This window comes from Parabacteroides sp. CH2-D42-20 (assembly GCF_003670185.1).
GTDB lineage: Bacteria > Bacteroidota > Bacteroidia > Bacteroidales > Tannerellaceae > Parabacteroides > Parabacteroides distasonis.
In genome coordinates this window covers 117,449-144,448 of the sequence record NZ_RAYG01000020.1, presented here as the reverse complement: position 1 = coordinate 144,448, position 27,000 = coordinate 117,449, and the positions used below count along the sequence as shown (strand labels likewise).

Annotated in this window: 19 protein-coding genes and 1 tRNA gene; 8 read left to right on the top strand and 12 right to left on the bottom strand. The window is 47.5% G+C overall.

The genetic code is table 11. The features are described from left to right. Positions 1-434: 434 nt before the first annotated feature. The 3 genes from D7V92_RS12930 to D7V92_RS12920 form a co-directional block, all read right to left on the bottom strand. Complete coding sequence (locus D7V92_RS12930) at positions 435-1,907, bottom strand: ATP-binding cassette domain-containing protein (RefSeq protein ID WP_057329192.1); 1,473 nt, start codon at positions 1,905-1,907, stop codon at positions 435-437. 136 nt (positions 1,908-2,043) lie between these two features. Next, positions 2,044-3,531, bottom strand: a complete 1,488-nt coding sequence (locus tag D7V92_RS12925; RefSeq protein ID WP_057327194.1) for a SusD/RagB family nutrient-binding outer membrane lipoprotein — start codon at positions 3,529-3,531, stop codon at positions 2,044-2,046. Between the two features lie 25 nt (positions 3,532-3,556). Then, a complete protein-coding gene (locus D7V92_RS12920; RefSeq protein ID WP_121773016.1) occupies positions 3,557-6,802 on the bottom strand; it encodes a SusC/RagA family TonB-linked outer membrane protein in 3,246 nt (1,081 codons plus the stop codon). Between the two features lie 559 nt (positions 6,803-7,361). Between D7V92_RS12920 and D7V92_RS12915 the strand changes: the two genes are divergently transcribed. After that, positions 7,362-8,030 (top strand): DUF1080 domain-containing protein, encoded by a 669-nt coding sequence (locus D7V92_RS12915; protein WP_008771694.1) that lies wholly within the window; start codon positions 7,362-7,364, stop codon positions 8,028-8,030. A 51-nt stretch (positions 8,031-8,081) separates the two neighbouring features. Here the strand turns inward: D7V92_RS12915 and argB are convergent, their stop codons facing one another. Next, positions 8,082-8,849: an acetylglutamate kinase gene (gene argB / locus D7V92_RS12910; RefSeq protein ID WP_036651497.1), complete on the bottom strand. Its 768-nt coding sequence runs from the start codon at positions 8,847-8,849 to the stop codon at positions 8,082-8,084. A gap of 77 nt (positions 8,850-8,926) precedes the next feature. Here argB and D7V92_RS12905 point away from each other — a divergent pair. The 6 genes from D7V92_RS12905 (at position 8,927) to D7V92_RS12880 (ending at position 17,736) form a co-directional block, all read left to right on the top strand. Further along, positions 8,927-8,999: transfer RNA gene (locus tag D7V92_RS12905), tRNA-Gly, on the top strand. A gap of 361 nt (positions 9,000-9,360) precedes the next feature. After that, positions 9,361-10,548: a DUF4105 domain-containing protein gene (locus D7V92_RS12900; protein WP_057329194.1), complete on the top strand. Its 1,188-nt coding sequence runs from the start codon at positions 9,361-9,363 to the stop codon at positions 10,546-10,548. Continuing rightward, complete coding sequence (locus D7V92_RS12895; protein ID WP_121773019.1) at positions 10,545-12,131, top strand: alkaline phosphatase family protein; 1,587 nt, start codon at positions 10,545-10,547, stop codon at positions 12,129-12,131. Before D7V92_RS12900 ends, D7V92_RS12895 begins: the two co-directional genes overlap by 4 nt. A 134-nt stretch (positions 12,132-12,265) precedes the next feature. After that, positions 12,266-15,646: a preprotein translocase subunit SecA gene (secA, locus tag D7V92_RS12890; protein WP_005855607.1), complete on the top strand. Its 3,381-nt coding sequence runs from the start codon at positions 12,266-12,268 to the stop codon at positions 15,644-15,646. Between the two features lie 96 nt (positions 15,647-15,742). Beyond that, on the top strand, positions 15,743-16,837 hold the full coding sequence (gene ald, locus D7V92_RS12885; protein ID WP_005855604.1) for an alanine dehydrogenase: 1,095 nt from the start codon (positions 15,743-15,745) through the stop codon (positions 16,835-16,837). Positions 16,838-16,992: 155 nt separating this feature from the next. Continuing rightward, complete coding sequence (locus D7V92_RS12880; protein WP_005855602.1) at positions 16,993-17,736, top strand: lipopolysaccharide assembly protein LapB; 744 nt, start codon at positions 16,993-16,995, stop codon at positions 17,734-17,736. Positions 17,737-17,827: 91 nt separating this feature from the next. Here the strand turns inward: D7V92_RS12880 and rseP are convergent, their stop codons facing one another. The 8 genes from rseP to D7V92_RS12840 form a co-directional block, all read right to left on the bottom strand. Then, positions 17,828-19,156 (bottom strand): RIP metalloprotease RseP, encoded by a 1,329-nt coding sequence (rseP, locus tag D7V92_RS12875; protein ID WP_008780932.1) that lies wholly within the window; start codon positions 19,154-19,156, stop codon positions 17,828-17,830. 30 nt (positions 19,157-19,186) lie between these two features. Further along, on the bottom strand, positions 19,187-20,338 hold the full coding sequence (locus tag D7V92_RS12870) for a 1-deoxy-D-xylulose-5-phosphate reductoisomerase (protein WP_008780931.1): 1,152 nt from the start codon (positions 20,336-20,338) through the stop codon (positions 19,187-19,189). 6 nt (positions 20,339-20,344) lie between these two features. After that, a complete protein-coding gene (locus tag D7V92_RS12865; protein ID WP_087346064.1) occupies positions 20,345-21,208 on the bottom strand; it encodes a M23 family metallopeptidase in 864 nt (287 codons plus the stop codon). Between the two features lie 28 nt (positions 21,209-21,236). Further along, positions 21,237-21,758, bottom strand: a complete 522-nt coding sequence (gene rimM / locus D7V92_RS12860; RefSeq protein ID WP_008780929.1) for a ribosome maturation factor RimM — start codon at positions 21,756-21,758, stop codon at positions 21,237-21,239. Positions 21,759-21,770: 12 nt separating this feature from the next. Then, on the bottom strand, positions 21,771-23,075 hold the full coding sequence (murA, locus tag D7V92_RS12855) for a UDP-N-acetylglucosamine 1-carboxyvinyltransferase (protein WP_008780928.1): 1,305 nt from the start codon (positions 23,073-23,075) through the stop codon (positions 21,771-21,773). Next, complete coding sequence (locus tag D7V92_RS12850) at positions 23,072-23,677, bottom strand: DUF4290 domain-containing protein (RefSeq protein ID WP_008771685.1); 606 nt, start codon at positions 23,675-23,677, stop codon at positions 23,072-23,074. The genes murA and D7V92_RS12850 overlap by 4 nt, the downstream gene beginning before the upstream one ends. Positions 23,678-23,743: 66 nt before the next feature. Continuing rightward, positions 23,744-24,241, bottom strand: a complete 498-nt coding sequence (locus tag D7V92_RS12845; protein WP_121773018.1) for a GNAT family N-acetyltransferase — start codon at positions 24,239-24,241, stop codon at positions 23,744-23,746. A gap of 95 nt (positions 24,242-24,336) precedes the next feature. Further along, positions 24,337-26,151: a glycoside hydrolase family 2 protein gene (locus D7V92_RS12840; protein ID WP_008780926.1), complete on the bottom strand. Its 1,815-nt coding sequence runs from the start codon at positions 26,149-26,151 to the stop codon at positions 24,337-24,339. 488 nt (positions 26,152-26,639) lie between these two features. Between D7V92_RS12840 and D7V92_RS22460 the strand changes: the two genes are divergently transcribed. Next, the gene (locus D7V92_RS22460) at positions 26,640-26,858 is read left to right on the top strand and encodes a transposase family protein (protein WP_233572842.1); all 219 of its coding nucleotides are present in this window, start codon (positions 26,640-26,642) and stop codon (positions 26,856-26,858) included. Positions 26,859-27,000 lie beyond the last annotated feature (142 nt).

Genomic DNA, 27,000 nt, shown 5'->3' with positions numbered 1-27,000 from the left:
CAAAAGGCTTCTCAAGTGGTTAGTTATTCACTTCCCAAGCCGTAAGCTAGCGGCTAGGTATAGCCGTTAGTTATTCATTCGACAAGCCGTTAGTTATTCACTTCAAAAGCCTATTACACCCTGCAAAACAGATAAAATTAGGAGAAACGTATGAATTTACGATACAGTTACCCGAACCCACGAAACTGGCGTTGACACAAAACAACGAATTTCCCTTTAATAAAGTAGTCCAAGGAACTCGGAAACTCGTATTTACGCCATTCCTACCCGGAGAAGTATCCTCTATTTGGGTTCTGCTTTACTCGTGATGCTCTAGCCGCTAGCCAAAGTATAGTGGAAATGACCTTATAAATTCATAGTTATGATTTTTTCAATTCATACTTATCTTTTGAAAAATCATAACTATGTTTTTTTCAAGTCCTTATAAGGATAATTTACGCATGCTTCACTAGCTCGAACCGCTTGTCTACGCAAGCAGGTAATTCATGCGGGTAATGGGTTACGTAAATCAAGGTTTTTCCCGGGCGATCGCAGAATTGCTCGATAATAGCAGCCGCCTTTTTCTTATTGCTCACATCCAGACCGTGGAGAGGCTCATCTAATATAATTAAATCGGGATCTTTCACGAAAGCTCTCGCTAATAAAGCCAAACGTTGTTCTCCCGATGATAAGGTCAAGAATAAACGGTCTTTCAAATGTTCGATACCAAAAACTTTCATCCATTCCAAGGCTACCGTTTCTTGCTCCGCATTACACTTACGAAACAAGCCGATCGAATCGAAAAAGCCGGAACCGACAATATTCAAGGTAGGGACATTCTCTTTATAATATAAGTGCATCTCCGGCGATACATATCCGATACGCTTCTTGATATCCCAAATACTTTCTCCGGAACCTCTCTTTCTATCAAACAAATACAACGTATTCGCATACGACTGGGGATTATCCGCGTAAACCAAACTCAGCAAGGTAGATTTACCAGCGCCATTCGGACCGAATAACGCCCACTTCTCCCCGTTCTTGATTTCCCAATCCAAATCTTTCAAGATCGTACGGCTACCATAGCGTATTTTCACATGTTCCATGCGTAAAGTCACCTCATGTAAAGAGGCTATCTTGTTCATATCCACAGGTAAACGAACCTTACCAACTTCCTCGCATGCATGAATGCCTTCCGTTGGAAAAAGACGGGCGATTAATTCCGTATCCGACATAAACTCCTCTCGAGTCAGCGGAGGCAAGCAAGTACGATCATGGATAGGCAATACATGCGTGATCATTGCCGGTATGTCATTGGGGTTAGATAATAACAAGACAACTTGAACACCATTCAATTTTGTCATTTGCCCTAGCATCTCTACCAATAAATCCCGGGATGGAGCGTCTAAGCCGATAAAAGGATTATCCAAGATCAAGACACGAGGACGACTAAGCAACGTCCGGACAATCAAGAATTTTCGTAATTCACCACTTGATAAGAAGATCAACCGCTTAGGCAATAAATCCTCTATACCGAAAAGAGTCAATATCTTCGCTAAATTATCAGAGCCGGCATATTCCTTCAACAATTCCTCGACAATAGGCATCTCCTCCGTCTCTGTCGAATGCCAACGCTGTTGGTAATAAGAATTCCGGCAATCCGCCAACGAATAAATATCCTTAAACGCTATACTCTTGATAAAGTCACTTACCTTACCATCCCCGGAGAACACGACCTCACCTTCCTTAAAAGCGAATTTACGCTGCATAATATCCGCTATCAAGGTTTTACCAGCGCCATTCGGACCGACCACAGCCCATTGCTGCCCTTCATCAATTCTCCAATTCACGGGTGCCGTAAACCGCAATTCCGGCAAACGAGTAACGATATTCTTAATATCGACCACCATCATTCCTTCTTTTTCCATCTTTTTTCTAAATAAGCCGGACAAAGGTACATAGTTTATTTAAAAATGACAGCATAATGACAAAAAAAGGGGCCACTCATCACGAGCAGCCCCTCTATAGTATACAGGCACTTGGTATGTCTATGTTAACTAGTAGTTAATGAACGCCTGTACGTGTATCCCACCACATTTGTTTACCCCACAAATTATCCACGACTTCCGCATCGAACGGAGCGCAATTCGCATTGTTCAAATTACGTTCCTTATCAGGATACGGAGAGCGGAACGGGGGTACGTTATGATTAGAATAGTTTGCCGGACGGCCCGGAGCCGGATACAAGTTGTCTGGCACGCCTGTACGGCGATACAATGACCAACCTTCCATTCCTTGCTTGAACATGGCAACCCATTCCTCATAATAAATCTGTTTCTTATCATTCGTGAACTTACCCGCGTTCGCAAGGTAATCCGCTATATCTTCGGCAGATACGCTATTCTCTTCCATGGAATAGGTAACAGCCTTATTGTATGCGTCCTCTGCGGAGATTCCGGTATTCCATCCCAACATAGATGCCTCAGCGACACAGAACCAAGGCTCAGCGACACGCATATAAGGAGAAAAACCAGCCAAGTCCGTGAAGAAACGTGCTCCCCAAATGGAATATTTAGAAGCTACCGCATTCGCTTTCGCCCCGATCGTATAACCTACATACTTAGGCTCACCGGCCTCCACACTTTCTTTTGTGGGTTGGAAATAAGATGAGCGACGAGGGTCCTCACGTGTATTCATATGATCCACGATCACGTCTGCGGCACAATACTCCGTCTTACGTGTACGATAACCGTCTGCCATCGGTTCGTAATAGTTGGGGTCTGTTCCGATCCACCAGAAGAAAGCATTATCATCGTTGCTTTCCATGATCGGATACTTAGTGGGATTACCCATGACTTCCTCTACGGTCTCCTTAGCCAACGCCGGGGAAACCTCTGAGATACGCATCGCTAAACGAAGACGCATAGAATTACAATATCTCTGCCACTTCTCGATATCACCACCGAATAACAAGTCTCCCTCGCCTAAGTCATCACTACCACCATCGGCAAAGCCATCCGCAGCTTCCTTCAACGTAGCCAATAAGCCCGGATAAATATCCTCTTGCTTATCGTATTTCGGCTGCAAGACCCCATCTGTCATCTTAGCGGCATCCGTATAAGGGACATCCCGCCAACGATCCGTGGCTACCTGCATCAAATGAACCTGCATAACCTTCGATACGTTCAGCATATTAGGAGTCTCATTAAACGTGGCACGCTTCTCGATATCTTTTAGGTTATTCAATATACGATACAAATACTCCCAGTTCGTATCCTGTACACCCGTACGGAAATTATAGCGGGACTCGTCGATATAAGTCATCTTCGAAGCATATCCGCAGAAAGTCATCGGCTCATCCATTGCGAACCACCGATCATACAGACGATAGGATGTGTAATATAAAGAATACGCCAGAAGATTCGTCGTAGGCACATCCGTAGGGCTATCCGGGTCTGTATTGACCTCCTCAAACGAATCGGTACACGAGCTACCGAATACAGTAGCGCCGACCATCATAGCCATCATGAAATTCTTGATATATCTTTTCATATTAAATTCCTCAGATTAATGTTGATTAAAATGTTACACCTAATTTAAGACCAAAGCTACGAGAAGGAGGATAAGAGTTGGACTCAAAACCTACACCAGAGTTAAATCCTCTGCTTGTAGCCGTAGTCTCGGGGTCATCGCCACCGGTACTTGTAGACTCCGGATCAATATGAGCGATATTTGACTTATGCACCCAAAGCAACGCCAAGTTCGTACCAACCAATGATACATGAGCGGCCTTGATACATTTAGTCTTCTCTAGAATTGATTTCGGGAAATTATACGTCAGGTGAGCCTCACGCAATTTCAAGTAAGAACCATCGAATACCGACATCTCACAAATCGTATAATAATTATAGAAGAAGTCCTCCGCGTTGACAGCGACATCATTAATCTTACCATCAGCGGTCTTGAAGACCTTGTCCGTCATATAATTCTGGCCAAGTACGACGCCATTCTCACGCAAATCGCCTTCTGCCGTGTGTTTCAAGATACCCGTCTGAGAACCGAATGCTTGTGTAACAGAATATACGTCACCGCCCAAACGGAAATCCAATAAGAAACCGAAGCTCCAATCCTTATAAGAGAACTCATTGCTGAAACCAGCCAACCACTTCGGCGTAACATCACCGATCTCTTTTCCGGCCTCGTAGACAGGAATACCATCCTCTACCAAGATCGAGCCATCCTCATTATATACGTAACCTGTACCTACCAAAGTACCCCAGCTCTTACCGACCATAGCATAGTTCTTCACGCTCCAGCTACTACCGATTTGGTAAGCGTCCAAGGACTGTCCGGTAACGGGATCTGTATAAAGCTCATCAATTCGGCTCTTATCTTTCGCCCAGTTCAACGTAGCCGTCCAGTTGAATCCTTTCGGATTCTTGATGATATCACCGGATACCTGCAACTCGACACCCTTGTTGCTGATCTTTCCAGCGTTGATATACATAGAGGTATAACCGGTAGAGGTAGCCACGTTCGCATTCATGATCTGATCGCTCGTCACCTTATTATAATATGCGGCATCAATATGCAAACGATTGTTGAACAAATTAGCCTCAACACCAACTTCCCAAGTCTTTACGCTCTCCGGACGAAGATTTGTAGGAGGAAGGATTGTCGGATTATAGAACAATGTAGTACCATTGAACGAAGAACTGATCAATGAATAATAAGCGTTCGAACGATACGGGTCCGTTGCGGAACCGATCTTTGCCCAACCACCACGCAATTTCAAGAAATTCAAATAATCGCCATTTTGCAATCCGGGGAATGTCTCGGTCAAGATCCAGCTACCACTGAAAGAAGGATAGAAGAAAGCGTCCTTGATCGTAGAGTCCCAGTCATTACGGACACTTACCTCGGCATAAGCCATATTCTTGTAGCCGATAGAGGCATTAGCGTATACAGAGTTTGAACGACGTTTCTCATGGTCGTTCAAGGTGTACGGGGTTCCATGAGCGTTCGCTACGGTAAATAATCCCTCTGCGGTCAATTCGTCCGCACCTGTCCCCATGATAGCTGTTTGATAATCACGATAGTTGGCTCCAGCCAAACCATTCAAGGCCCAATCACCGAAGTTCTTGTTCACGTAGGCGATAAAGTCCGCGTTAAACTCAGTCATCGAACGGTCGAAGCTACGAAAATATCCATTCGGATAGTCGATATTCCATAAAATACGAGAGAACTGATTAGAATCGTAATGATCCAAGCCCATACGACCTTCAAACTTTAACCAATCGGTCGGTTTGATATACAAAGAGGTCTTGCCATAGAAACGATTACGATCATAACTATTAGTATTCTTATTCAATGTCCAATACGGATTCGCATGGAAAGACTGTATCCAGTTATAATGCGTATATTTTCCATACTCATCCACTTGATCCCAATTATTCTTCAAATCTTTCAAATCAACTTGACGACCAAACCACTGCATGATAGACTGCAAAGCATTCGTACTGTTATATCCCGTACCCGGCAAGTTTGCGCTTTTCGTGCGAATATAATTCGCAGACAAGTCGAAATCAATATACTTATTAAACGTCATTTTCGTGTTCACCGCCATAGCATAGCGCTTCTGATCAGTGTTCGGGGTCGTACCGCCTTGATCACGGAAAGATAAAGACGCGCGTGTAGACGTTTTATCCGTAGAGGCAGACAAAGCCACCGTATGATTCATAGAATAACCCGTTTGGAAGAAATTCTTGATATTGTCCGGGCTGGAAACCCAAGGAGTAGCCTGACGCACGCCATCGATCACCGGGCTATTGTATTGCGGCAAATTCAATCCGATATCCAAGCGAGGTCCCCAAGACTCATCTGCGTTATCGTTGATACCACTACCCATACCATCTACATAATTGTAACCATTCTCCAAGGCAAAAGCTTGATAATCGCCAGAATATTCCCCCGCTTGCGCTTCCTTCCAATCATACTCGGAAGCGTAATAGCCTTGTCCGTACTTATTCTGCAATCTAGGCAAATTATAAACCCGGTCAATCGTGATATCACCCTCATAAGAGATAGATACACCCTTGTCTTTCTTACCGGATTTAGTAGTAACCAAGATAACGCCATTACCGGCACGCATACCATACAAAGCGGCAGATCCACCCTTTAACACAGAGATAGACTCTATATCCTCCGGATTAATATCATTCAAGCCGGAACCCAAGTTTACAGTGGCACCTTTCGCGTTATCATTAGCGATAGGCACACCATCCACAACGATCAACGGTTGGTTATTACCAAAAGAGGAATTACCGCGAACCACGATATTCTGCGACGCACCAACCTGTCCACCTTGAGAAGTAATCTGCACACCGGCGATCTTACCGGAAAGTGAGGTCGCCAAGCTCTGTTGGCCAGCTTTTGTCAACTCATCAGATTTCACCTCTTGCAGGGCATAACCCAAGGCTTTCTTCTCACGAGTCAAACCCATAGCGGTTACAACCACCTCATCCAACGCTTTTGAATCCGAGTCCAAAACAACGTTGATCACGGATGCCACAGGTACTTCCTTCGTTTTCAATCCTACATAAGAAATAAAGATCATCTTAGCGTCTCTCGGTACATCTAAACTAAAGTTTCCCTCAAAGTCCGTAACCGTACCAATCGTAGTGCCTTTCACAACGACAGCCGCACCGATCACGGGTTGCTGATCTTCCGATGATATAACATTACCTGTTATCTTCATCGTCTGTGCCGTTGCGACTCCTATGCCTATAAACAAGCATAATAACAAAAAAGTCAACCTTCTCATAAACACACTTTTTATTTAACAATTAATTATTTAAATCAAAATTCACACATAACTTACCATAGTTTACGAAGAACTTAGTTTAAAACAGCAGGATTATACATGCATATATTTAAAATTACATTAAAATATTCACTTTACTTTTACATACAATCATACATATACCTAATCTTCACACCGCAAATATAAAGAATATTTTCTGTTAAAAACAAATAATATAATAGTTTTATGTCATCAAAACAGTCAAATATATTTCACAACGTCATTTTTAGACCTATTAAATGCATATTTTGACACACAAGCAATATCATAATAACACAAAACCAATCAAGCAATAGGTAATTTTCAGTTAATCTATTTTACAACAATAAAGATTATGCAAGATTTTAATATCATTTTAACAAACTATTTGATTTCTGATAAAAAAAGAAGATTTCCTTAAGAATCATAGCATTTCAACCTATTTCGCTTTCACCTGTAAATAAAATCGTTCTTCGTAGACTATGTTTCTTCCAAAATAAATGAATACATTTGCCTCACGTAAATCTTTAAAACTAATAGCATGAAACATTTTCTTTTAGCCATGGCTACTTTATGGTGTGTGGCAGGTACATTCTCCTTATTCGCGGCGGATAACAATAAATGGAAGCCTCTCTTCGGTAAAAATCTGGAAAACGCCAACTACAATCCGGAAGTTTGGAGCGAGACTGATGGCGTGTTAGGTGCCGTGAAGGACGAGTCTATCTGGACAAAGGATGAATATGAGAACTTCGAGCTGGATCTTGATTTTAAGACCGACGTGGGCACGAACAGCGGAGTAGTCGTTTACTGTACGGACACGAAGGATTGGATACCCAACTCGGTAGAAATACAGATAGCGGACGACCATTGTGAAAAATGGGGAAACGGCAAGCCGTATGAGAAATGCGGAGCCATTTACGGACATCTAGGCGCCGTGCAAGACAAGGTTGTCAAAAAACCCGGGGAGTGGAATCATATGCGTATCAAATGCGCCGGACAACATATCATGGTTATCCTCAACGGAAAGAAAGTTACCGAAATGGATATGAGCAAATGGACTTCCGGCACCAAGAACCCGGATGGAAGCGATATCCCAAGCTGGCTGCCCAAACCTTTCGCCGAATTACCGACAAAAGGATTTATCGGATTACAAGGAAAACATGGGGATTCATTAATCTGGTTCCGTAATATCAAGATTCGGAGTCTTTGATAGACCTATTATATAATGTACGTGAGGGGCTATAAACAGCCCCTCATTTATTTAAAAGACTCTCGTCCCTTTTCCTTGGTGAATCTCCGAGGCTTGCGTAATAATCACCTGCTTCACCCCGGCGTCTATCGCTTGGTAAGCGTTTTCTAGCTTTGGGATCATGCCCCCTTGGATAATTCCCTGTTCTACATATCCCTTAAACGCTATACGATCGATTTCCGGTATCACGCTCTCATCATCGTTCTCGTCCAACAAAACGCCTTTTTTCTCGAAACAGAACATCAATGTCACCTCAAAATGTTTCGCCAACGCTTTAGCGGCTTCTCCCGCTATCGTATCAGCGTTCGTATTCAACATATGGCCTTGCTTATCATGTGTAAGAGGAGCCAGTACCGGCACGATACCTTGATGGATAAGAGAGGCTAGCAAATCGGCATTCACCTCTTTCACGTCGCCTACGAAACCATAGTCTACATCCTTCACGGGACGTTTATCCGAACGCATCAAGTTCATGTCCGCACCAGTCAAGCCTAAAGCGTTCACGCCCAACGCCTGCAAGCCCGCTACGATGTTTTTATTCACTAACCCGCCATAGACCATTGTCACGACCTTCAAGGTCTCGGCATCCGTAATACGGCGACCGTTCACCATCTTGCTCTCGATCCCTAATTGGGCGGCAAGCTTGGTAGCCGAGCGTCCTCCCCCATGCACCAAGACCTTATATCCCTCGATAGCAGCGAAATCGTTCAATAATTGACGAAGCGTTTCTTCTTCCTCAACGATCTTCCCTCCTACCTTTATCAAGACTAGTTTTTCCATACTTAATTCTTTTTTATAAAATTTTCTCGCCAAAGTTACTAAAAAAAGAAAGATTTGTATACATTTGCACTCGCAATGCGGTAGTAGCTCAGTTGGTAGAGCATCAGCTTCCCAAGCTGAGGGTCACGAGTTCGAGCCTCGCCTACCGCTCTATCAGGCATTAGGCGATTATCCAAATAAGGATGGTCGCCTAATTTTGTTTTATCTCCTCAATGCTCCTTCTAAAAGCAACGTCCGTTTCTCTAGCTAGAAACTAGAGTTTTGTGCAAGGGAAACTTCTGTTTCCTCATAGGAAAACTTTTGTTTTCCTTAGAAGAAACTAAAGTTTCTTAAAAAAAATCCGCAAAAACTGCAACACTCTTATAATCAAAGATGTAACCAAGTTTCCTTTTCCCTTTATAATAAAAACAAAGTTATCTCTTTTCTCGACATAAAGCCATATGTTATGCTTAAACGATCTATACTGTTTAAGAAAAATAATCTACCTTTGCGTCAAATAATTAAGAAGAGAATGACAAAAAGCATATTTCTATTCCTGCTGGGGATTCTTTCCCTATCGGCGATGGCGCAACCCAAACTGAGCGAGGAAGCCCGTATCAGTCTGATGACCAGCGCACCGTACGATGAAGAGGTATTCACCGTGTACGGGCATGCCGCTCTACGCATATACGATCCCAAGCAAAATATAGATTATATATTCAATTACGGTATATTTGATTTCTCCAAACCTAATTTTATCTACCGATTCGCTAAAGGAGAGACGGATTATAAACTGGGAGTAGCCGATTTCCAAGACTACGTGATCGAGTACCAAATGCGGGGCAGCGATATCACGGAGCAAGTATTGAACCTCACCCAAGAAGAGAAAGAGCATATATGGGATGCCCTGCTTATTAATTACAGGCCGGAGAACAGGGTATATCGTTATAACTTCTTCTTCGATAATTGCGCTACCCGCCCTGCCGCAATCTTGGAAAAGGAGATCAACGGGAGCGTCGATTATCAGTATCCCTATCAATCCCAGACCTTCCGGGATCTTATTAATTATTGTACCCGAAACCATCCGTGGCTCACATTCGGATGCGACCTAGCGCTAGGCAGCCCCACCGACCGGGAGGCCACCCAGCACGAGATGCTCTTCCTCCCCCCTTATCTAAAAGAAGCGTTCTCTAAAGCCACCATCACGGGCCCGGACGGGACAATCCGCCCATTGGTGAGCGAGACCCACGTGATCGGAGCCGGGGAAGCCGACGAGCCGGAAAAAGATATCTGGGATTTATTCACCCCTTTAGTCTGCGCTTGGCTTCTGTTCGGAATCGTTTTAGGGCTTACTTGGATCGAATGGCGCAAAAAAAAATACTTCTTGTGGGTGGATTGTGTCCTTTTCTCGGTAGCCGGAGCCGGAGGTGTCATCCTCTTCTTTCTTAGCTTCATATCCGTCCATCCCTGCACGTGGCCGAACTGGTCTTTGGTATGGTTACAGCCGCTCGATTTGATCGCTGTTATTTTGTTTTGCGTAAAAAAGCTGAAGAAGGCTGCATATTACTATCATTTTATTAACTTTGCGGCGCTTACGCTGATGTTACTGGGATGGTATTTCATTCCGCAACATCTAAACAGTGCCTTTATTCCGCTTGTAGCCTCGATTTGGGTTCGTTCGGGTTGGGGTGTTTACAGAAAGATATGGAGAATCGGATGAGAAAAATTATAACGTCACTTATCGCTATCCTCGTGGTAACAAACCTTGAGGCGCAGCAACGTACCCCCAAATTGGTGGTATGTATTACTGTGGATCAGCTAAGGGGCGACTATATAGAATACTTTTATAATACATTTGGCGAACGTGGCTTCAAGCGTTTGATGAACGAGGGGTTGGTGTACAACAATATCCGCTTCGAGTTCTCGGACATAGACCAAGCCAGCGCGTTCGCGACTCTTTTTACCGGAAGCAACCCTTGCTTCAGCGGTATCGCGGGGGAGAAGACGTTTGATTTCGAGAAAGAGAAAGAGGTCTCGATCTTAAATGATCCTGAATATCTGGGTAATTACACGAAAGAGAATTATTCGCCCAAGAATTTATTCAGTTCCACGATCGGCGACGAGTTGAAAATCGCCTCTCAAGGAAGAAGCGACGTATATTCCATCGCCCCGGATGCCGAGAGCGCCATCCTTTCCGCCGGACATGCGGCGAACGGAGCTTTCTGGATGGATAACACCAACGGGAAATGGGCTACCACGACGTACTATAAGGGAATCCCTTGGTACGTAGACCGCTATAATAACGGCCCGGAATCCTTGGCGTCACGCTTGGAAACCATGGTATGGACTCCTACCCTTCCGATGGAGAAATACGATGCCTTTCCTTACGTATTGGATGATCTTCCTTTCCGCTATACGTTCAGCGAGAAGTTCGCGAACTGCTATCCGAACCTAAAGACCTCTCCGTTCATCAATAAGGAGATCAATCGCTTGGCCCTCCAGTTCCTAGAGTACGGAGGGTTTGGTACACGCAGTTGCCCGGATATGTTGTCTATCACGTACTATGCGGGCAATTACCGGGGTACGATGAGCAAGGAATACACCCGGGAGATTCAAGATACGTATTATCAACTCGATCAAGATATCGAGAAGCTACTGGATACGATCGACAAGAAAGTGGGCTTGGCCAATACATTGGTAGTCTTCACCGGTTCCGGTTATTATAAAAGCGAGGAGTCTTATCCGGACGGCTTGATGGTGAACGGTGGCGAGTTCCACCCGAAACGTTGTCTGGCCCTGCTTAATATGTACTTGATGGCCATTTACGGCCAACATACCAGTTGGGTACAAGGATACTACAATAACCAGATCTACTTGAACCGCAAGGCGATAGAAGACGCCAAGTTGGATTTGACGACTTTACAGAACAAGGCCGCCGAATTCATACAGGAATTTAGTGGCGTACAACTCGTCACCACGGGCAGGAGCTTGCTTACGGGCGACTGGAACGAGGGAACCGCCAAATTCCGTCAAGGTACGCACCATTTGAGACGGGGCGATCTGATCATCGAGTTGCAACCCGGTTGGAAAGTAAACCTCGACAATCCGAAAGAAAAAGTCAAGATTATACGCAATAATGCTGTTATCACCCCGCTGGTATTTATGGGCAACGGGTTGAAACCCCAACATATCTACCGCGAAGTCAAGGCCACTGAGGTAGCCCCCACGGTAACCCATGTGCTAAGAATCAGGCCACCAAACGCTACGCAAAGCTTGCCGCTCTGGGAGCTGACAACCAAATAATAGAGAATTGATTATTAAAGTTGATAATTATCAAGGGTTGTGTGGCTCTTCTTTCTATTTATTATTATCTAATTATTCAAACAACAAAGTAATAACAGACGATAGTTGCTCAACTATCCATTAACATAAGAATCATGGGATTTAATGAGTTTATGACGAAGCTGTTCGGCAATAAGTCGCAGCGTGACCTTAAAGAAATCACACCTTACGTAGATAAGGTAAAGGCCGTATATCCGTCAATCAAGGCACTCTCGAACGACGAGTTGCGTGCGAAAACAGATGAGATCAAACAACGTATCCAGGACTACGTAGCCGAGGAGAAAGCGCAAGTGGAAGAGCTTCGCAAAGGCATCGAGGATAAGGAACTGGAAGAACGTGAGGCGATCTGGGCCGAGGTAGATAAAATTGAGAAAGCCATCACGGACAAGATGGAAGTGGTACTGGAGCAATCTTTGCCCGAGGTATTCGCCATCATGAAAGATACGGCCCGCCGTTTCGCCGAGAATGAGGAAGTGGTAGTTACCGCTAACCAATTCGACCGGGATCTGGCCGCTCGTTTCGACTTTGTCCGCATCGAGGACGATAAGGCGATTTACGCCAATCACTGGAAAGCCGGTGGAAACGAGATCACATGGGATATGATCCATTACGACGTTCAGCTATTTGGTGGCGTCGTTCTTCATAAAGGTAAGATCGCCGAGATGGCTACCGGTGAAGGTAAGACCTTGGTGGCTACCCTTCCGGTATTTTTGAACGCCTTGACACGTAACGGTGTACACGTGGTAACCGTGAATGATTACTTGTCAAAACGTGACTCCGAATGGATGGGACCGCTTTATATGTTCCACGGGCTTTCCGTAGACTGTATCGACAAGCACCAGCCGAATTCCGAGGCTCGCCGTAAGGCTTATGAGGCAGATATCACGTTCGGTACGAACAACGAGTTCGGTTTCGACTACTTGCGTGACAATATGGCGATCAGCCCGAAAGACTTGGTACAACGCAAGCATAACTACTCCATCGTCGATGAGGTGGACTCCGTATTGATCGATGACGCTCGTACGCCGCTGATCATCTCCGGACCGATCCCTCGTGGCGAGGAACAATTATTCGAGCAATTCCGCCCGAACGTGGAGGTTGTCGTGAACGCGCAGAAAGACCTTTGCTCCAAATTATTGATCGAGGCCAAGAAGAAAATGGCTAGCGACGACCAGAAGGTCGTTGAGGAAGGCTCTATCCTTCTGTACCGCTCCTTCAAGGGATATCCCCGCAACAAGGCGTTGATCAAGTTCTTAAGCGAGCAAGGCGTAAAGGCTCAAATGTTGAAGACGGAAGAATATTTCATGTCCGAGAATATGCGCCATATGCACGAGGCGACCGATGAGTTGTATTTCGTGATCGACGAGAAGAACAACAGTATCGAATTGACGGATAAAGGTATCGACCTATTGACCGGTAAGACGGACGACCCGACCTTCTTCGTACTTCCCGATATCACTTCCCAATTATCTCAATTGGAGAACATGACAGGAACCGAGGAAGAGAAACAAGCTCAAAAGGACGAGATCTTGGCAAACTATTCCGTCAAGAGCGAGCGTGTACATACCATCAACCAATTATTGAAAGCTTACACCTTATTCGAGAAGGATGATGAGTACGTGGTTATGGACAACAAGGTCATGATCGTTGACGAGCAGACGGGCCGTATCATGGACGGACGTCGTTATTCCGATGGCCTGCACCAAGCGATCGAGGCTAAGGAACGTGTAAAGGTAGAGGCCGCTACACAAACATTCGCCACGATCACCTTGCAGAACTACTTCCGTATGTACCATAAGCTGTCCGGTATGACCGGTACGGCGGAGACGGAAGCAGGCGAGTTCTGGGATATCTACAAATTGGACGTAGTAGTGATCCCGACCAACCGACCGATCGCCCGTAACGATATGAACGATCGTATCTACAAGACAAAACGTGAGAAATATAACGCTGTTATCGAGGAAATCGTTCAGCTGACGGAAGCAGGCCGCCCGGTATTGGTGGGAACAACATCCGTAGAGATCTCCGAGCTATTGAGCCGTATGCTTACGATGCGTAAGATCCAGCACAATGTATTGAACGCTAAGTTGCACCAGAAAGAGGCCGAGATCGTGGCCTTGGCGGGTCAAAAGAGTACGGTTACGATCGCTACCAACATGGCCGGTCGTGGTACCGATATCAAGCTGTCCAAGGACGTGAAAGACGCAGGCGGTTTGGCTATCATCGGTACGGAACGCCATGAGAGCCGTCGTGTAGACCGTCAGTTACGTGGTCGTGCCGGACGTCAGGGAGACCCGGGTTCTTCCGTATTCTTCGTTTCACTGGAAGACGACTTGATGCGTTTATTCGCTTCCGAGAAGATCGCCGGCTTGATGGATAAGCTTGGTTTCAAGGAAGGCGAGGTTCTGGAGCACAATATGCTGAGCAAGTCCGTAGAACGTGCCCAGAAGAAGGTCGAGGAAAACAACTTCGGTATCCGTAAACGTCTGTTGGAATACGACGACGTGATGAACTCGCAACGTAACGTAATCTACACCCGCCGTCGCCACGCCTTGATGGGAGAGCGTATCGGTCTGGACGTATTGAACACGATTTACGATACTTCTACAGCTATCGCCGATCAACACGCCGAGGACTTCGAGGGCTTCAAGCTGGAATTGTTCAAGACATTCGCCATGGAAAGTCCGTTCACGGAAGACGAATTCAAGAGCATGAAACCGGAGCAACTCGTAGAGAAATTGTTCGAGGAGGCATTGAAGACTTACAAACGTCGCATGGAACGCATGACGCAAGTCGCTCACCCGGTCATCAAGCAAGTGTACGAGAATCAAGGAGCGATGTACGAGAACATCATGATTCCTATCACGGACGGCAAGCGCATGTATAATGTATCTTGTAACCTGAAAGAGGCTTACGACACGGAATGTAAGGCAATCGTTAAATCCTTCCAGAAATCAATCGTATTGCATATGATCGACGAGGGATGGAAAGAGCATCTACGTGAGATGGACGAGTTGCGCCACTCCGTACAAAACGCTAGCTACGAGAACAAGGATCCTTTGTTGATCTACAAACTTGAATCTTACAACCTGTTCAAGACAATGGTAGACAACATGAACCGTAAGACAGCCGCCATCTTGATGCGTGGACAGATCCCGGTACGTGAGGAGCCGACCGAGGAGCAACGCCAAGCCATGCAAGCCCGTCAAGCGGCCGTAGCCCAGCAAGCCGCCCAAGCGATCGCCGAGGAAAGAGCCCGTCAACGTATCGCCGTACAAGAGGCCGCCCCGGAGAAGCACGAGGATATGAGCCGTTACCGCACGGAGAAAACAGACTTGAGCGGAAACAACACCCAAGCCGAGGCACCTCAGCCGAAGCAAGCCCCGGTCCGTGCCGAGAAACGAGTAGGACGCAATGATCCATGTCCTTGCGGAAGTGGCAAGAAATACAAGAACTGCCACGGACAAGGTTTATAAGGAACAAGAAATAAGATAAAAAAAGAGGGACAGAATACCAATCTGTTCCTCTTTTTTGTATATTGCAGGCATATAAACCCATTAAATGCTACCATTATGATTATTGGAATTCCAAAAGAAATCAAGAACAACGAGAACAGGGTAGCTCTTACTCCCGCCGGAGCCAAAGAGTTGGTGAAAAGAGGTCATACCGTGTATGTGCAACACACGGCTGGTATAAACAGTGGTTTCGCCGATGATGCCTATGTGGCGGCAGGGGCCCGGATACTCCCGGCCATTGAGGATGTATATGGAATTGCCGAGATGATCGTAAAAGTAAAAGAACCGATCGCCAGCGAATATCCCTTGGTACGCAAAGGACAGCTTGTCTTCACCTACTTCCATTTCGCATCCGACGAGGCTCTCACCCTTGCCATGATAAAGAGCGGCTCCATCTGTCTGGCTTACGAGACCGTGGAGAACCCAGATCATACGTTACCCCTTTTGATTCCTATGAGTGAGGTAGCCGGACGCATGTCCGTACAGGAAGGCGCTCGTTTCCTTGAGAAACCGCAAGGTGGCAAAGGCGTATTGCTAGGTGGCGTGCCGGGCGTGAAACCGGGTAAGGTATTGGTTTTAGGCGGTGGTGTGGTAGGCCACAACGCCGCCTTGATGGCCGCCGGGCTAGGTGCTGATGTCACGATTGCCGACATCTCGCTTCCCCGCTTGCGCTATCTGTCCGAGACGATGCCGAAAAACGTGAAGACGTTGTTCTCTTCCACGCATACGATCGAACAGGAATTACCCACAACCGATTTAGTGATCGGCGCCGTATTAATCCCCGGAGCCAAGGCCCCGCACTTGATCACCCGGGATATGTTGAAGTTATTAAAACCGGGCAGCGTATTGGTAGACGTAGCCATCGATCAAGGCGGTTGCTTCGAGACCTCCCACCCGACTACGCACGCCAATCCGGTTTATGAGATAGACGATATCCTCCATTACTGCGTAGCCAACATTCCGGGAGCGGTCCCGCAGACTTCCACATTAGCCTTGACCAACGCTACCCTGCCGTACGTGATCAAGCTTGCCGACAGAGGTTGGGAAAAAGCCTGCGAAGAAGATCCGGGCCTAGAACTGGGATTAAACATCGTGGAAGGAAAGATTGTCTACCCCGCCGTAGCAGAGGCTTTTCCTTCACTCAAAGCATAAGTTTCAAAGAATCTTTCATCAGTAGGGATTGCCGTAAGCAATCCCTTTTTTATGTTTTCTATTTTTATTGTTTTCTAAAAAACGTAAAATATCTTGGCTTCTTTTCCCGCACGCCTTAACTTAGAGCACAAAATCAATCAAATTTAATAATTACCATGAAGAAAATTGTTTTATTAGTGGCTTTATGCCTATGTGTCGGAAACCTATTCGCACAAGACGCTGACAAATTAAGAGATGAAGGTGACGCTGCTTTGAAAGCAAAAGATTACGCTACCGTCGTAACAAAATACGGCGAATACTTGAAACAAAACAATTACCAAGACACGGCCCGTATCTTCAATTGCGGATACGCCGCTAATCAAGCGAAGAACTACGCCGAGGCCGCCAAGTATTTCGACATGGCCGTTAAGATGAACTACAACGTAGACGACTCTTATGTAGGCGAGGCCATGGCTTACCGTAACTTAAACAAGACAGAAGAATTCCTGACTACGGTAAAAGAGGGATTAAAAGTGATTCCCGATGGAAACAAGAATAAGACCAATCTGGAAAAGTTGCTTTACGGTTACTGCATCAAACAAGGACAAGCCGCCCAAAAGAAGGGAGATCTGGCCGGTGCCGAGAAAATGTACAAAGAGGTCCTAGCCGTATCGAACAAGGATTACCAGAGCAACGCTTACTACAGCCTTGGCGCCATGCTGTATGGCAACGGAGCGAAGATATTACAGGCCGCTACCCCGATCGCTACTTCCGAGCCGGATAAATACAACGCCGAGAAAGCGAAAGCCGACAAAGATTTCAAGCAAGCGAAAGAATATTTGACAAAGGCAGTCGAACTCGACCCGAAAGACGAGAACTCCAAGAAGATCCTCGCTTCTATCAACGACATCCTGAAATAAGAAAGAGGACTTTATTCATACAAAAAAACCTCCCGGATCACATAGAAAAGTGATCCGGGAGGTTTTTTGTATCTAGCTGTAGAGACATACGCTACTTGAAGAAGAAGCGGAAGATGTCATTTCCATTCGCATAGATCAATAAAGCGAACAGGATAAACATACCTGCCATTTGGGCATACTCTAGGAATTTATCGCTCGGTTTGCGACGGGCCACTACCTCATAGATCAAGAACATCACGTGTCCGCCATCCAAGGCCGGAATCGGCAAGATATTCATGAACGCCAAGATGATAGATAGGAAAGCCGTACGTTCCCAGAAAATCCGCCAATCCCAGACAGACGGGAACAATCCGCCGATCGTACCGAAACCGCCCAAACTGGAGGCACCTTCCTTCGTAAACACATATTTCATGTCGTTCACATATCCCTTCAAGGTATTAATACCTAATTTAATACCGGCGGGGAACGACTCGAAGAAACCGTATTTGCGGGTCACGGTCTGATAGAGATCCGTAGGCAACATCACCGCTACGCCAATTTTCCCGGCCGAGTCCGTCCTCATGGTCAAGGACTCCAACTGGCCGTTCCGGTAGAAATCTACTGTCACCTCTTCACCCTTATTCTCTGACAATAACCCAGAGGCATCATAAAACGTCGGGGTAGCCACACCGTTAATAGCCACCACGCTATCCTTCGGCTGCATGCCGGCAAGAGCCGCCGGGGCATTCTTGTCGGGAAGCTCACGAACAACCATCGGGATACGCAAAGGATCGGCGAAGCCTTTTCCGTCACGCATGCAACGTTGCATCATATCCTCCGGTATGGAGATCACGGTCTCCCGCCCGTCACGGAGCACCGTCACGGTCTTTGCCTCCACCACCTTGCGGAAACTGTCGCTACCGAAACGCTCCAACTCCTCATTGTCCGCTCTCAGCAAGATATCACCGTCCTGAAAACCGACGTTCTGGAACGTCTCGCTATAATTCATACCCATCTTCATGTTCTTCAAGGGCAAGTACGTATCGCCCCACGTAAACAAGATCATGGAATAAATAAACAAAGCCAGCAAGAAGTTGAACACCACGCCCGCTACCATAATCATCAAACGCTGTCCGGCCGGCTTGGAGCGGAACTCGTAAGGCTTGGGCGGCTGGGCCATCGCCTCCTTGTCCATACTCTCGTCGATCATACCGGAGATCTTACAATATCCTCCCAACGGAAGCCAGCCTACACCGTATTCCGTGTCACTGTTTTTCGGCTTGTACTTGAATAGCGAGAACCACGGATCGAAGAAGAGGTAGAACTTCTCTACCCGTACCTTGAAAATCCGGGCGAAGATAAAATGCCCGAACTCGTGGACAATCACCAGTATCGATAAGCTCAAGATGAGCTGTAACGCCTTAATCAAAAAAGTTTCCATCTACTATTGTTTGTTCTGTTTTAAATTATTTCAAAATAACTCGGCCGCCAACCGCCTAGCCTCGGTGTCGGTAGCCACGTAATCCTCATACGAGGGATTGACGATAAACGAGGCTTTCCGCATAGTCCGCTCGATCACGTCGCTCATTTGCAAGAAGCCGATACGATCTTGCAGGAAAGCGGCCACCACCACCTCATTGGCGGCATTCAAGATACAGGGCATATTCCCTCCTTGGCGGGCCGCCTCGAAAGCGAAAGCCAAGTTGCGGAAACGTTCCATATCCGGCTCCTCGAACGTCAAGGTCGAATATTGGTTGAAATCCAGACGGGGCGCCATGCTCCTCATACGTGTCGGGAACGAGAAAGCGTAGGCGATCGGCAATTTCATGTCGGGAATTCCCAGCTGGGCGATCACGGCGCCATCCTCAAACTGCACCATCGAGTGGATCACCGACTGCGGGTGCACCACCACCTGTACCTGATCCGGCGTGACATCGAACAACCATTTCGCCTCGATCATCTCGAAGCCCTTGTTCATCATCGAGGCCGAGTCTATCGTGATCTTCGCCCCCATCGTCCAGTTCGGATGCCTCAAGGCCTGCGCCTTCGTCACGGTAGCCAGCTCCTCCAGCGTCTTCCGCCGGAACGGACCGCCGGAAGCCGTCAGCAAGATCTTCTCGATCGGATTATCGTACGCACCTGTTAAACATTGAAAAATGGCCGAATGTTCCGAGTCCACCGGCAAGATAGGCACCTTATGCTCGGCGGCCAGCTTCATGATCAGCTCGCCGGCCACGACCAAAGTTTCCTTATTCGCCAAGGCGATCGCCTTTCCCGCCTTGATCGCCGAGATCGTCGGTCGCAAGCCGGAATAACCCACCATCGCCGTCAGCACCATATCGATCGGCTCCGACTGCACCATCTGGGCGATAGCGTCGGCACCCGCCCATACCTTGATCGGCAAGTCCTCCAAGGCCTCTTTCAGCTCGGGATATTTCCGCTCGTTGGCGATCACCACCACCTCCGGCATATATTTCCGGGCCTGATTGATCAATAAGTCCACTTGGTTATTCGCGGTCAAGGCATAGACCTCGAAAAGATCGGAATGCTCGCTCACTACCTCCAAGGCTTGGGTTCCGATGGAACCGGTCGAGCCTAATATCGCTAACTGTCTTTTTTTCATGGAATATCAAAAAGCTATATATTCTTCCGGATTCACAGGATTGCCCTTATACCACAACTCGAAATGCAGGTGCGGCCCGGTAGACAACTCTCCCGTATTCCCGACCAGAGCGATCGCCTCACCGGCTACCACATGGTCTCCCACCTCTTTCAGCAACAATTCGTTGTGCTTATAAACCGAGATGAATCCGTTCTTATGTTGTATTTGAATTACGTTTCCGTGGTTCGGATCGAAACCGGTATAGATCACCGTACCATCCAACGTAGCCAAGACACTCTCCTTCGGGGCCGCGGCCAGATCCACGCCATAATGATGGACATCCGTCTCATAATGAGAGGTGACCACGCCATTCACGGGCTTATAGAAAAAGACCCCCTCGGTCGGGACCTTGCCCGGGTCGGTCAATACCGATAAATTATATTTCTCCTCTTCCTCGTAATCTTTCACGAAGCGAGTCTCTTCCTTGCTACGAGGAATCTCATAGTTAATATCGTTGCTAGCCAAAGAATCTATCTGGCGGATCGAGTCCAAGGGCATCGTACCGGAAATGATTCCGGCCACGTTATCCAGATAAAGGGACTGGATCTCGATCATACGCTCCAACGAATCCGCCCGCAAGGCATTCTGCATAATCTCCTTGCGAACCTCCACGTCGAGATAACCCGGCAAGTAGTTGCGAATCGGTGTCTTGATGATGATAAAAGCGGTAACGGCGATCAAGAAAAAGGCGAACACCGCCAAAGTGACAAACGCCGATAACTGCGAAAGCCGGAAAGACCACACCTCCTCCAACGTCCCCTCATTGATGAAGGAAAGTTTATATTTAAACCGGATCCGGTGCCAAAACGATTTCGTATTCTTCTTTTTCAACCCCTAATCTTCAATTATAAATTCTCAATTATAAATCAATCAGTCCCTCCGGCAAAGACACCGTGAGGCTACGGGCCTCATGGTCGGCCTCGGTGATCAACTCCTCCACGGCTGGGATCAACAGCTCCTCGCCTTTATGATCGACACGCAGAAGGACGTTGATTGTCGTCTCATCCACGTCTGTTATCTCTCCTAAATAGCCTTTCTGTACGTCCGTCACGGTATAACCGATAAAACTGTCCCACGTCATATCCCCCACGAGATCCTCCTCGTCCACGGCGTCCAAAGGATAAAACACCTCCTTGCCCACAAACATGCGAGCATCCTCCTCGGAATTCACGTCCTCCAGTTTCACCAAGACCACCGTATCGGTCTTATAGCGGAAATCCTCCACGAAGAACGGTACCAAGATACCATCCATCTCGCAAACAATGTACGGGTCCTCGGCATCTTCCAGCACATCGCTATTCGTCACCAACGACAACTCCCCCTTGATGCCATGGGGCTTGGCAAACTGCCCGATCTTGAAAACCTCTTCTTCTCTAATCATCGCCTAAAATCTTTAAATCCTCGTGATACGTGCCCCGATCCGGTTCAATCGCTTATCGATCCCTTGATATCCCCGGTCGATCTGGTCTATATTATGGATCGTGCTGGTGCCCTCGGCGCTCATGGCGGCGATCAGCAAGGCGATACCCGCACGGATATCCGGGGATACCATCGTAGAGCCCCGTAACTTGAAGCGGTTGCCCAGCCCGATCACCGTAGCCCGGTGCGGGTCGCAAAGGATGATCTGGGCTCCCATATCGATTAGCTTGTCCACAAAGAACAAGCGGCTCTCAAACATTTTCTGGTGGATCAGCACGCTTCCCACGGATTGCGTAGCCACTACGAGAAATACGCTCAGCAAGTCCGGTGTAAGCCCCGGCCAAGGAGCGTCGGCGATGGTCATGATAGAACCATCGATAAACGTATCGATCTCGTAGGAATCATGCCGGGGGATATAAATATCATCGCCTCGCTGCTCCACGGTAATACCCAAGCGGCGAAAAGCGTCCGGGATGATCCCCAGCTTATCATATCCTGTATTCTTGATGGTGATCTCCGATCCGGTCATAGCGGCCATACCGATAAAGCTACCCACCTCGATCATATCGGGGAGGATGGTATGCTCCGTGCCGGAAAGCGACCGTACACCTTCTATTGTCAATAGGTTAGAACCGACACCTGAGATTCTCGCTCCCATGCGGTTCAGCATCGTGGAAAGTTGTTGCAGGTAAGGCTCGCAGGCGGCGTTATAGATCGTCGTCACCCCCTCGGCCAGCACGGCAGCCATCAAGATATTCGCCGTTCCGGTCACGGAAGCCTCGTCGAGCAGCATATAAGCGCCTTTCAACTGGCGTGCCTCTATCTCGTATACTTGCCGCTCGGCGTCGTAGCTAAAGCAAGCGCCCAGCTTCTGGATTCCCACGAAGTGCGTATCCAGCCGGCGTCGCCCGATCTTGTCGCCACCCGGTTTCGGGATCAGCGCCCTGCCGAAGCGGGCTACCAACGGGCCTACGATCATCACGGAACCCCGCAGGCTACCACTCTTGCGCAGGAACTCCTCGGTACGTAAATACTCCATGTCCACGTCGTCCGCCTGAAAGGTATAGGTATCGGCGGACGGATGCTCCACCTTGACCCTCATATCCCTAAGGAGCTGGATTAAGTTATTCACGTCCAAGATATCGGGCACATTGTGTATGGTCACCTTCTCCGGTGTTAGCAATGTCGCACAGATCACCTCCAGCGCCTCATTCTTGGCGCCTTGCGGGACGATCTCGCCGGACAAGCGATAACCACCTTCTATAACGAACGAGCTCATCTGCCTTTACGCGTAAAGTTTCTTTTGTGGGCGCCACTGTTATTACGGGCCAATATATCACGGCTCTCGGCCAGTTTATGTTCCTCCTCGCTCAATACGATCTTGCTGCCGGAGAGTTCGTCCAGATCCTTGAAGATCTTACGGTCGTCCACGCTTTCCTTGTTCCAAGTAAGGAACGATTTCTTCATCTGGTTGGCCAGCAGTCGCACGAGCTGGTCTTTCTCCATGCCGGGTTGCAGCTCCGTGGCCTTGCGGATCATCAGCTCCAAGGTCTTTCCGTAATGGCGGTAGCGTATACGGTTATTGTTGTACGGGATACGAGGCGGACGGCTATACAGGTTCTCCTTCTTGATGATCTCGTACGGATAGTCTATATCGAGCTTAAAATCGGCCATGATCGCCAGATGATCCCAAAGGATATGCTTAAAGTCGTTTACGTCACGCAAGTGCGGGAACATGTTTCCCATGATGTTGATAATCGTGTTGGCGCAACGCTTACGCTCTTCCCTGTCTTGGATAGTCACGCAATAGTCCACCATATTTTGGATATTGCGTCCGTATTCGGGCAAAGTCAATCTTTTTCCTTCTGTATTGTATTTCATTCTTTACATTTTGTTTATCGCGAAGATAGGTATATTAATTGAGAATTGAAAATTGAGATTCGAAAGTTACCTCTCGTTAGGCTTAATTATCAATTCATAATCTACCACGTCCAGCCACCGCCCGAATTTCAGCCCTACTTTCTCGAAGTGGGATACTTTTCTGAACCCCAGCTTCTCATGCAGCGAGTAGCTGGCCTCATTCCCCTCAGTGATGCAGGCGATCAGGGCGTGGTAGCCGCCTGCCCGACATTCCTCGATCAGCCTTTCCATAAGCTGCCGGCCGATCCCCTTGCCCTTGTATCTCGGGGATAAATAAACGGTGGTCTCAAGCGTATATTTATAAGCTGCCTTTTCTTTCCACGCATGGGCATAGCAATATCCCACGACCTCATCATGATCTACGTATACCAGATAAGGATAACTCGCCGAGATCCCGGCTATGCGACCCTCCATCTCCTCCACCCGCAAAGGTTCCGTCTCGAACGTAGCCACGCTATTCACGACATATTCATTGTATATATCCACGATCGCCTTGGCGTCTCGCGAACTCACATTTCGAATCATATTCATTCCGTTAAAACAATCCGATCCGGGAAAGAATCTCTCTTTGCCCGGACCGGATCTATCATCGAGTCAAATAACTATTTTTTCTAAGCCTTCTACTCAGACAAGGCCTTGATCACCTCTTGGTTCGCCTTGCGCACCTCGGCCTCGTTGATCTTGATCACTTTACGGTCGTAGGTCATAAGGCCGTTCACCTCGCCTTCCACGTCCGTGGTTTGCGTGTAGACAGCGGCGGAGAAACCCTTCGGGACCATCGCCTTCAACTCCTTGGCGTACTTCACGTACTCGGCGGTCACCTCATCGCTATTCTTAAACTGTACATAGCCCCAGTTGCGTTTATTCCACCACAAATGGTTCTCCACGGCCAAGCCGATACCACCATACTCGCCCAATACGTTTACACGCACCGGATCGAACAGGTACATCGCCGGGCCCGGGTAATTATGCAAATCCAAGATATCGCCGCACGCACGGAAATTACCGCCACTGGCCGGATTCACCAGACGGGAAGGATCGTATGTTTTTGTCCACTCGGCAGCCTTCTCGGTATCGAACTGGCCCCAAGCCTCGTTGAAGGGCACCCATACTACTACGCTAGGATTCGAGACGCACAGGTCCATGATCTCCTTCCACTCCTTGTAATAATTACGGATAGACTCCTCGGTACGCTCCTTGTCGGTTCCACCGTTATACGTATGAGGCGCCCATTGGTTACCCATGTCGCCGCTAGGCATATCCTGCCAAACCAGCATACCTTCCTTATCGCAATGATAGTACCAGCGGGCCGGCTCTACCTTCACGTGCTTGCGGATCATGTTGAAGCCCCACGCTTTCGTCTTCACGATATCATACAGCAACGCCTCGTCCGTGGGAGCCGTGTAAAGCCCGTCGGGCCACCAGCCTTGATCCAGCGGGCCGTATTGGAACAGGTTCTTGTTGTTCAAGCGCATACGCATGATGCCGTTGGCGTCACGCTCGGCGGATATCTTACGGAAGGCGGTGTACGATTTCACCTCGTCCACCTTCTTGCCATTCTTCGACAAGCTCACCTTCATATCATATAAATAAGGATTGGAAGGTTCCCACAACGTAGGATTTTGCACGGCCAAGCGTAATTCTGTCCCTTGTACGCCCTTGGCGGTAGCAACCACCTGCCCCTTATCGAGCAAGCTGACCTCCACGATGTCCGACACCGGGGAGTCGGAACAAGCCCCGACCGTCACGCTCATCACGCCATTATCGATATTCGGGATCGCCTTGATAGAGGTGATATGCGAGGAAGCGACCGGCTCCAGCCATACGGTCTGCCAGATTCCGGTGACCGGCGTATACCAGATTCCCTCCGGGTTGGCCACTTGCTTTCCACGGGGTTGGTAGCCTTTATCGCTCGGGTCCCATACACGCACCACCAGCTTATGCGTACTTTTGCCATTCAGATAGGGAGTGATATTCAAGGAAAACGGGGTAAAGCCTCCCGTGTGGGAACCGATCAGGATATCATTCACGAACACGTCCGCTTTCCAATCCACGGCGCCGAAGTTCAACAAGATATCTTTTCCTTTCCATGAGGAGGGCACCGTAAAGGTTCGTTTATACCACAACTCATTCTTCTCCCCCACTTCTTTTTGCACGCCGGACAAGGAGGATTCCACGGCGAACGGCACCAAGATATTCCCATCGAAACTCGTCGGCTCTGCCTGTCCTTTCGGAAGGATAGCGTATTCCCACTCGCCGTTCAAATTCTGCCAATCCGCACGTTCCATCCCGGGGCGTGGATATTCTGGCAATACATTCCGGGGATCTACTTTCTCAGCCCAGTCCGTCTTGATCTTGTCTCCGGCGGGCTTCCACTGCGCCCCGGCGCTACAAATCGTTGCGAACGCACAAAAGGCTAACAATAATTTTCTCATGATATTATTTACATTTTGAATTGATAATACACTTTCAGCAGACAAAGATAATAGAAAATATCCAAAATCCACATCGTCCTCGGATACCAATAGGAGAACCGTACCCAAATCGATCTAACCATAAAATACCCGGAATATCTCTTGTGACAGAATCTCACAAGGTAAGGTTATTGTCTTTTTTTAATGTTCCTATTTTACATCAATATCATTTCCGGAAAAACACGTACGTGAATTTCCCAAAACACGTACGACTTTTCGGAAAAACATGTACGTGTTTCGACGCAAACATTACGATGTTTTTACGACTCTGATTTTCAACCCCTTGAAAACACGACCTGATTTTCTGCTTATTGTAAAATTCTTCTTATTCAGGGATACCCGGAAAAGAAGGGGGATCAATACGCACACCTTCACCCACTGGCTGAAAGCCAAGAAGGAAGAGCGTGAGCTTGCCTTCCTCCGCACCTATCTTTGTAGGTAGAATTAAAATGCTTCAATTTGGCAAACGTCACTTGAAACGCCTGCAGGCGAAAGAGTTATTTCCGTATGGGTTACCCTTGGAAACTACGCTTTGCCGTGTGTTTCAAAGCATAGACGATGAAAAGATGGCTGATCGAATGTCTGCTTTTGCAGAGGTTTTCCGTAGGGAAATATCCGCTTCGGCAAGAATCAAAGATCTTTGCGCTATGGGCTTGAAGACTCCATAAAGACCGCCACCCCGACTGATGTCTATAAGAATAGTATTCTCGCCCATGCCGCACTGGCATGCGTAGAGGCATTGTACGCCCAATTCAAAACTTAAATGAAAAAGCCGTGAGAGAAACAGCATCAAAATCCACATCGTCCTCG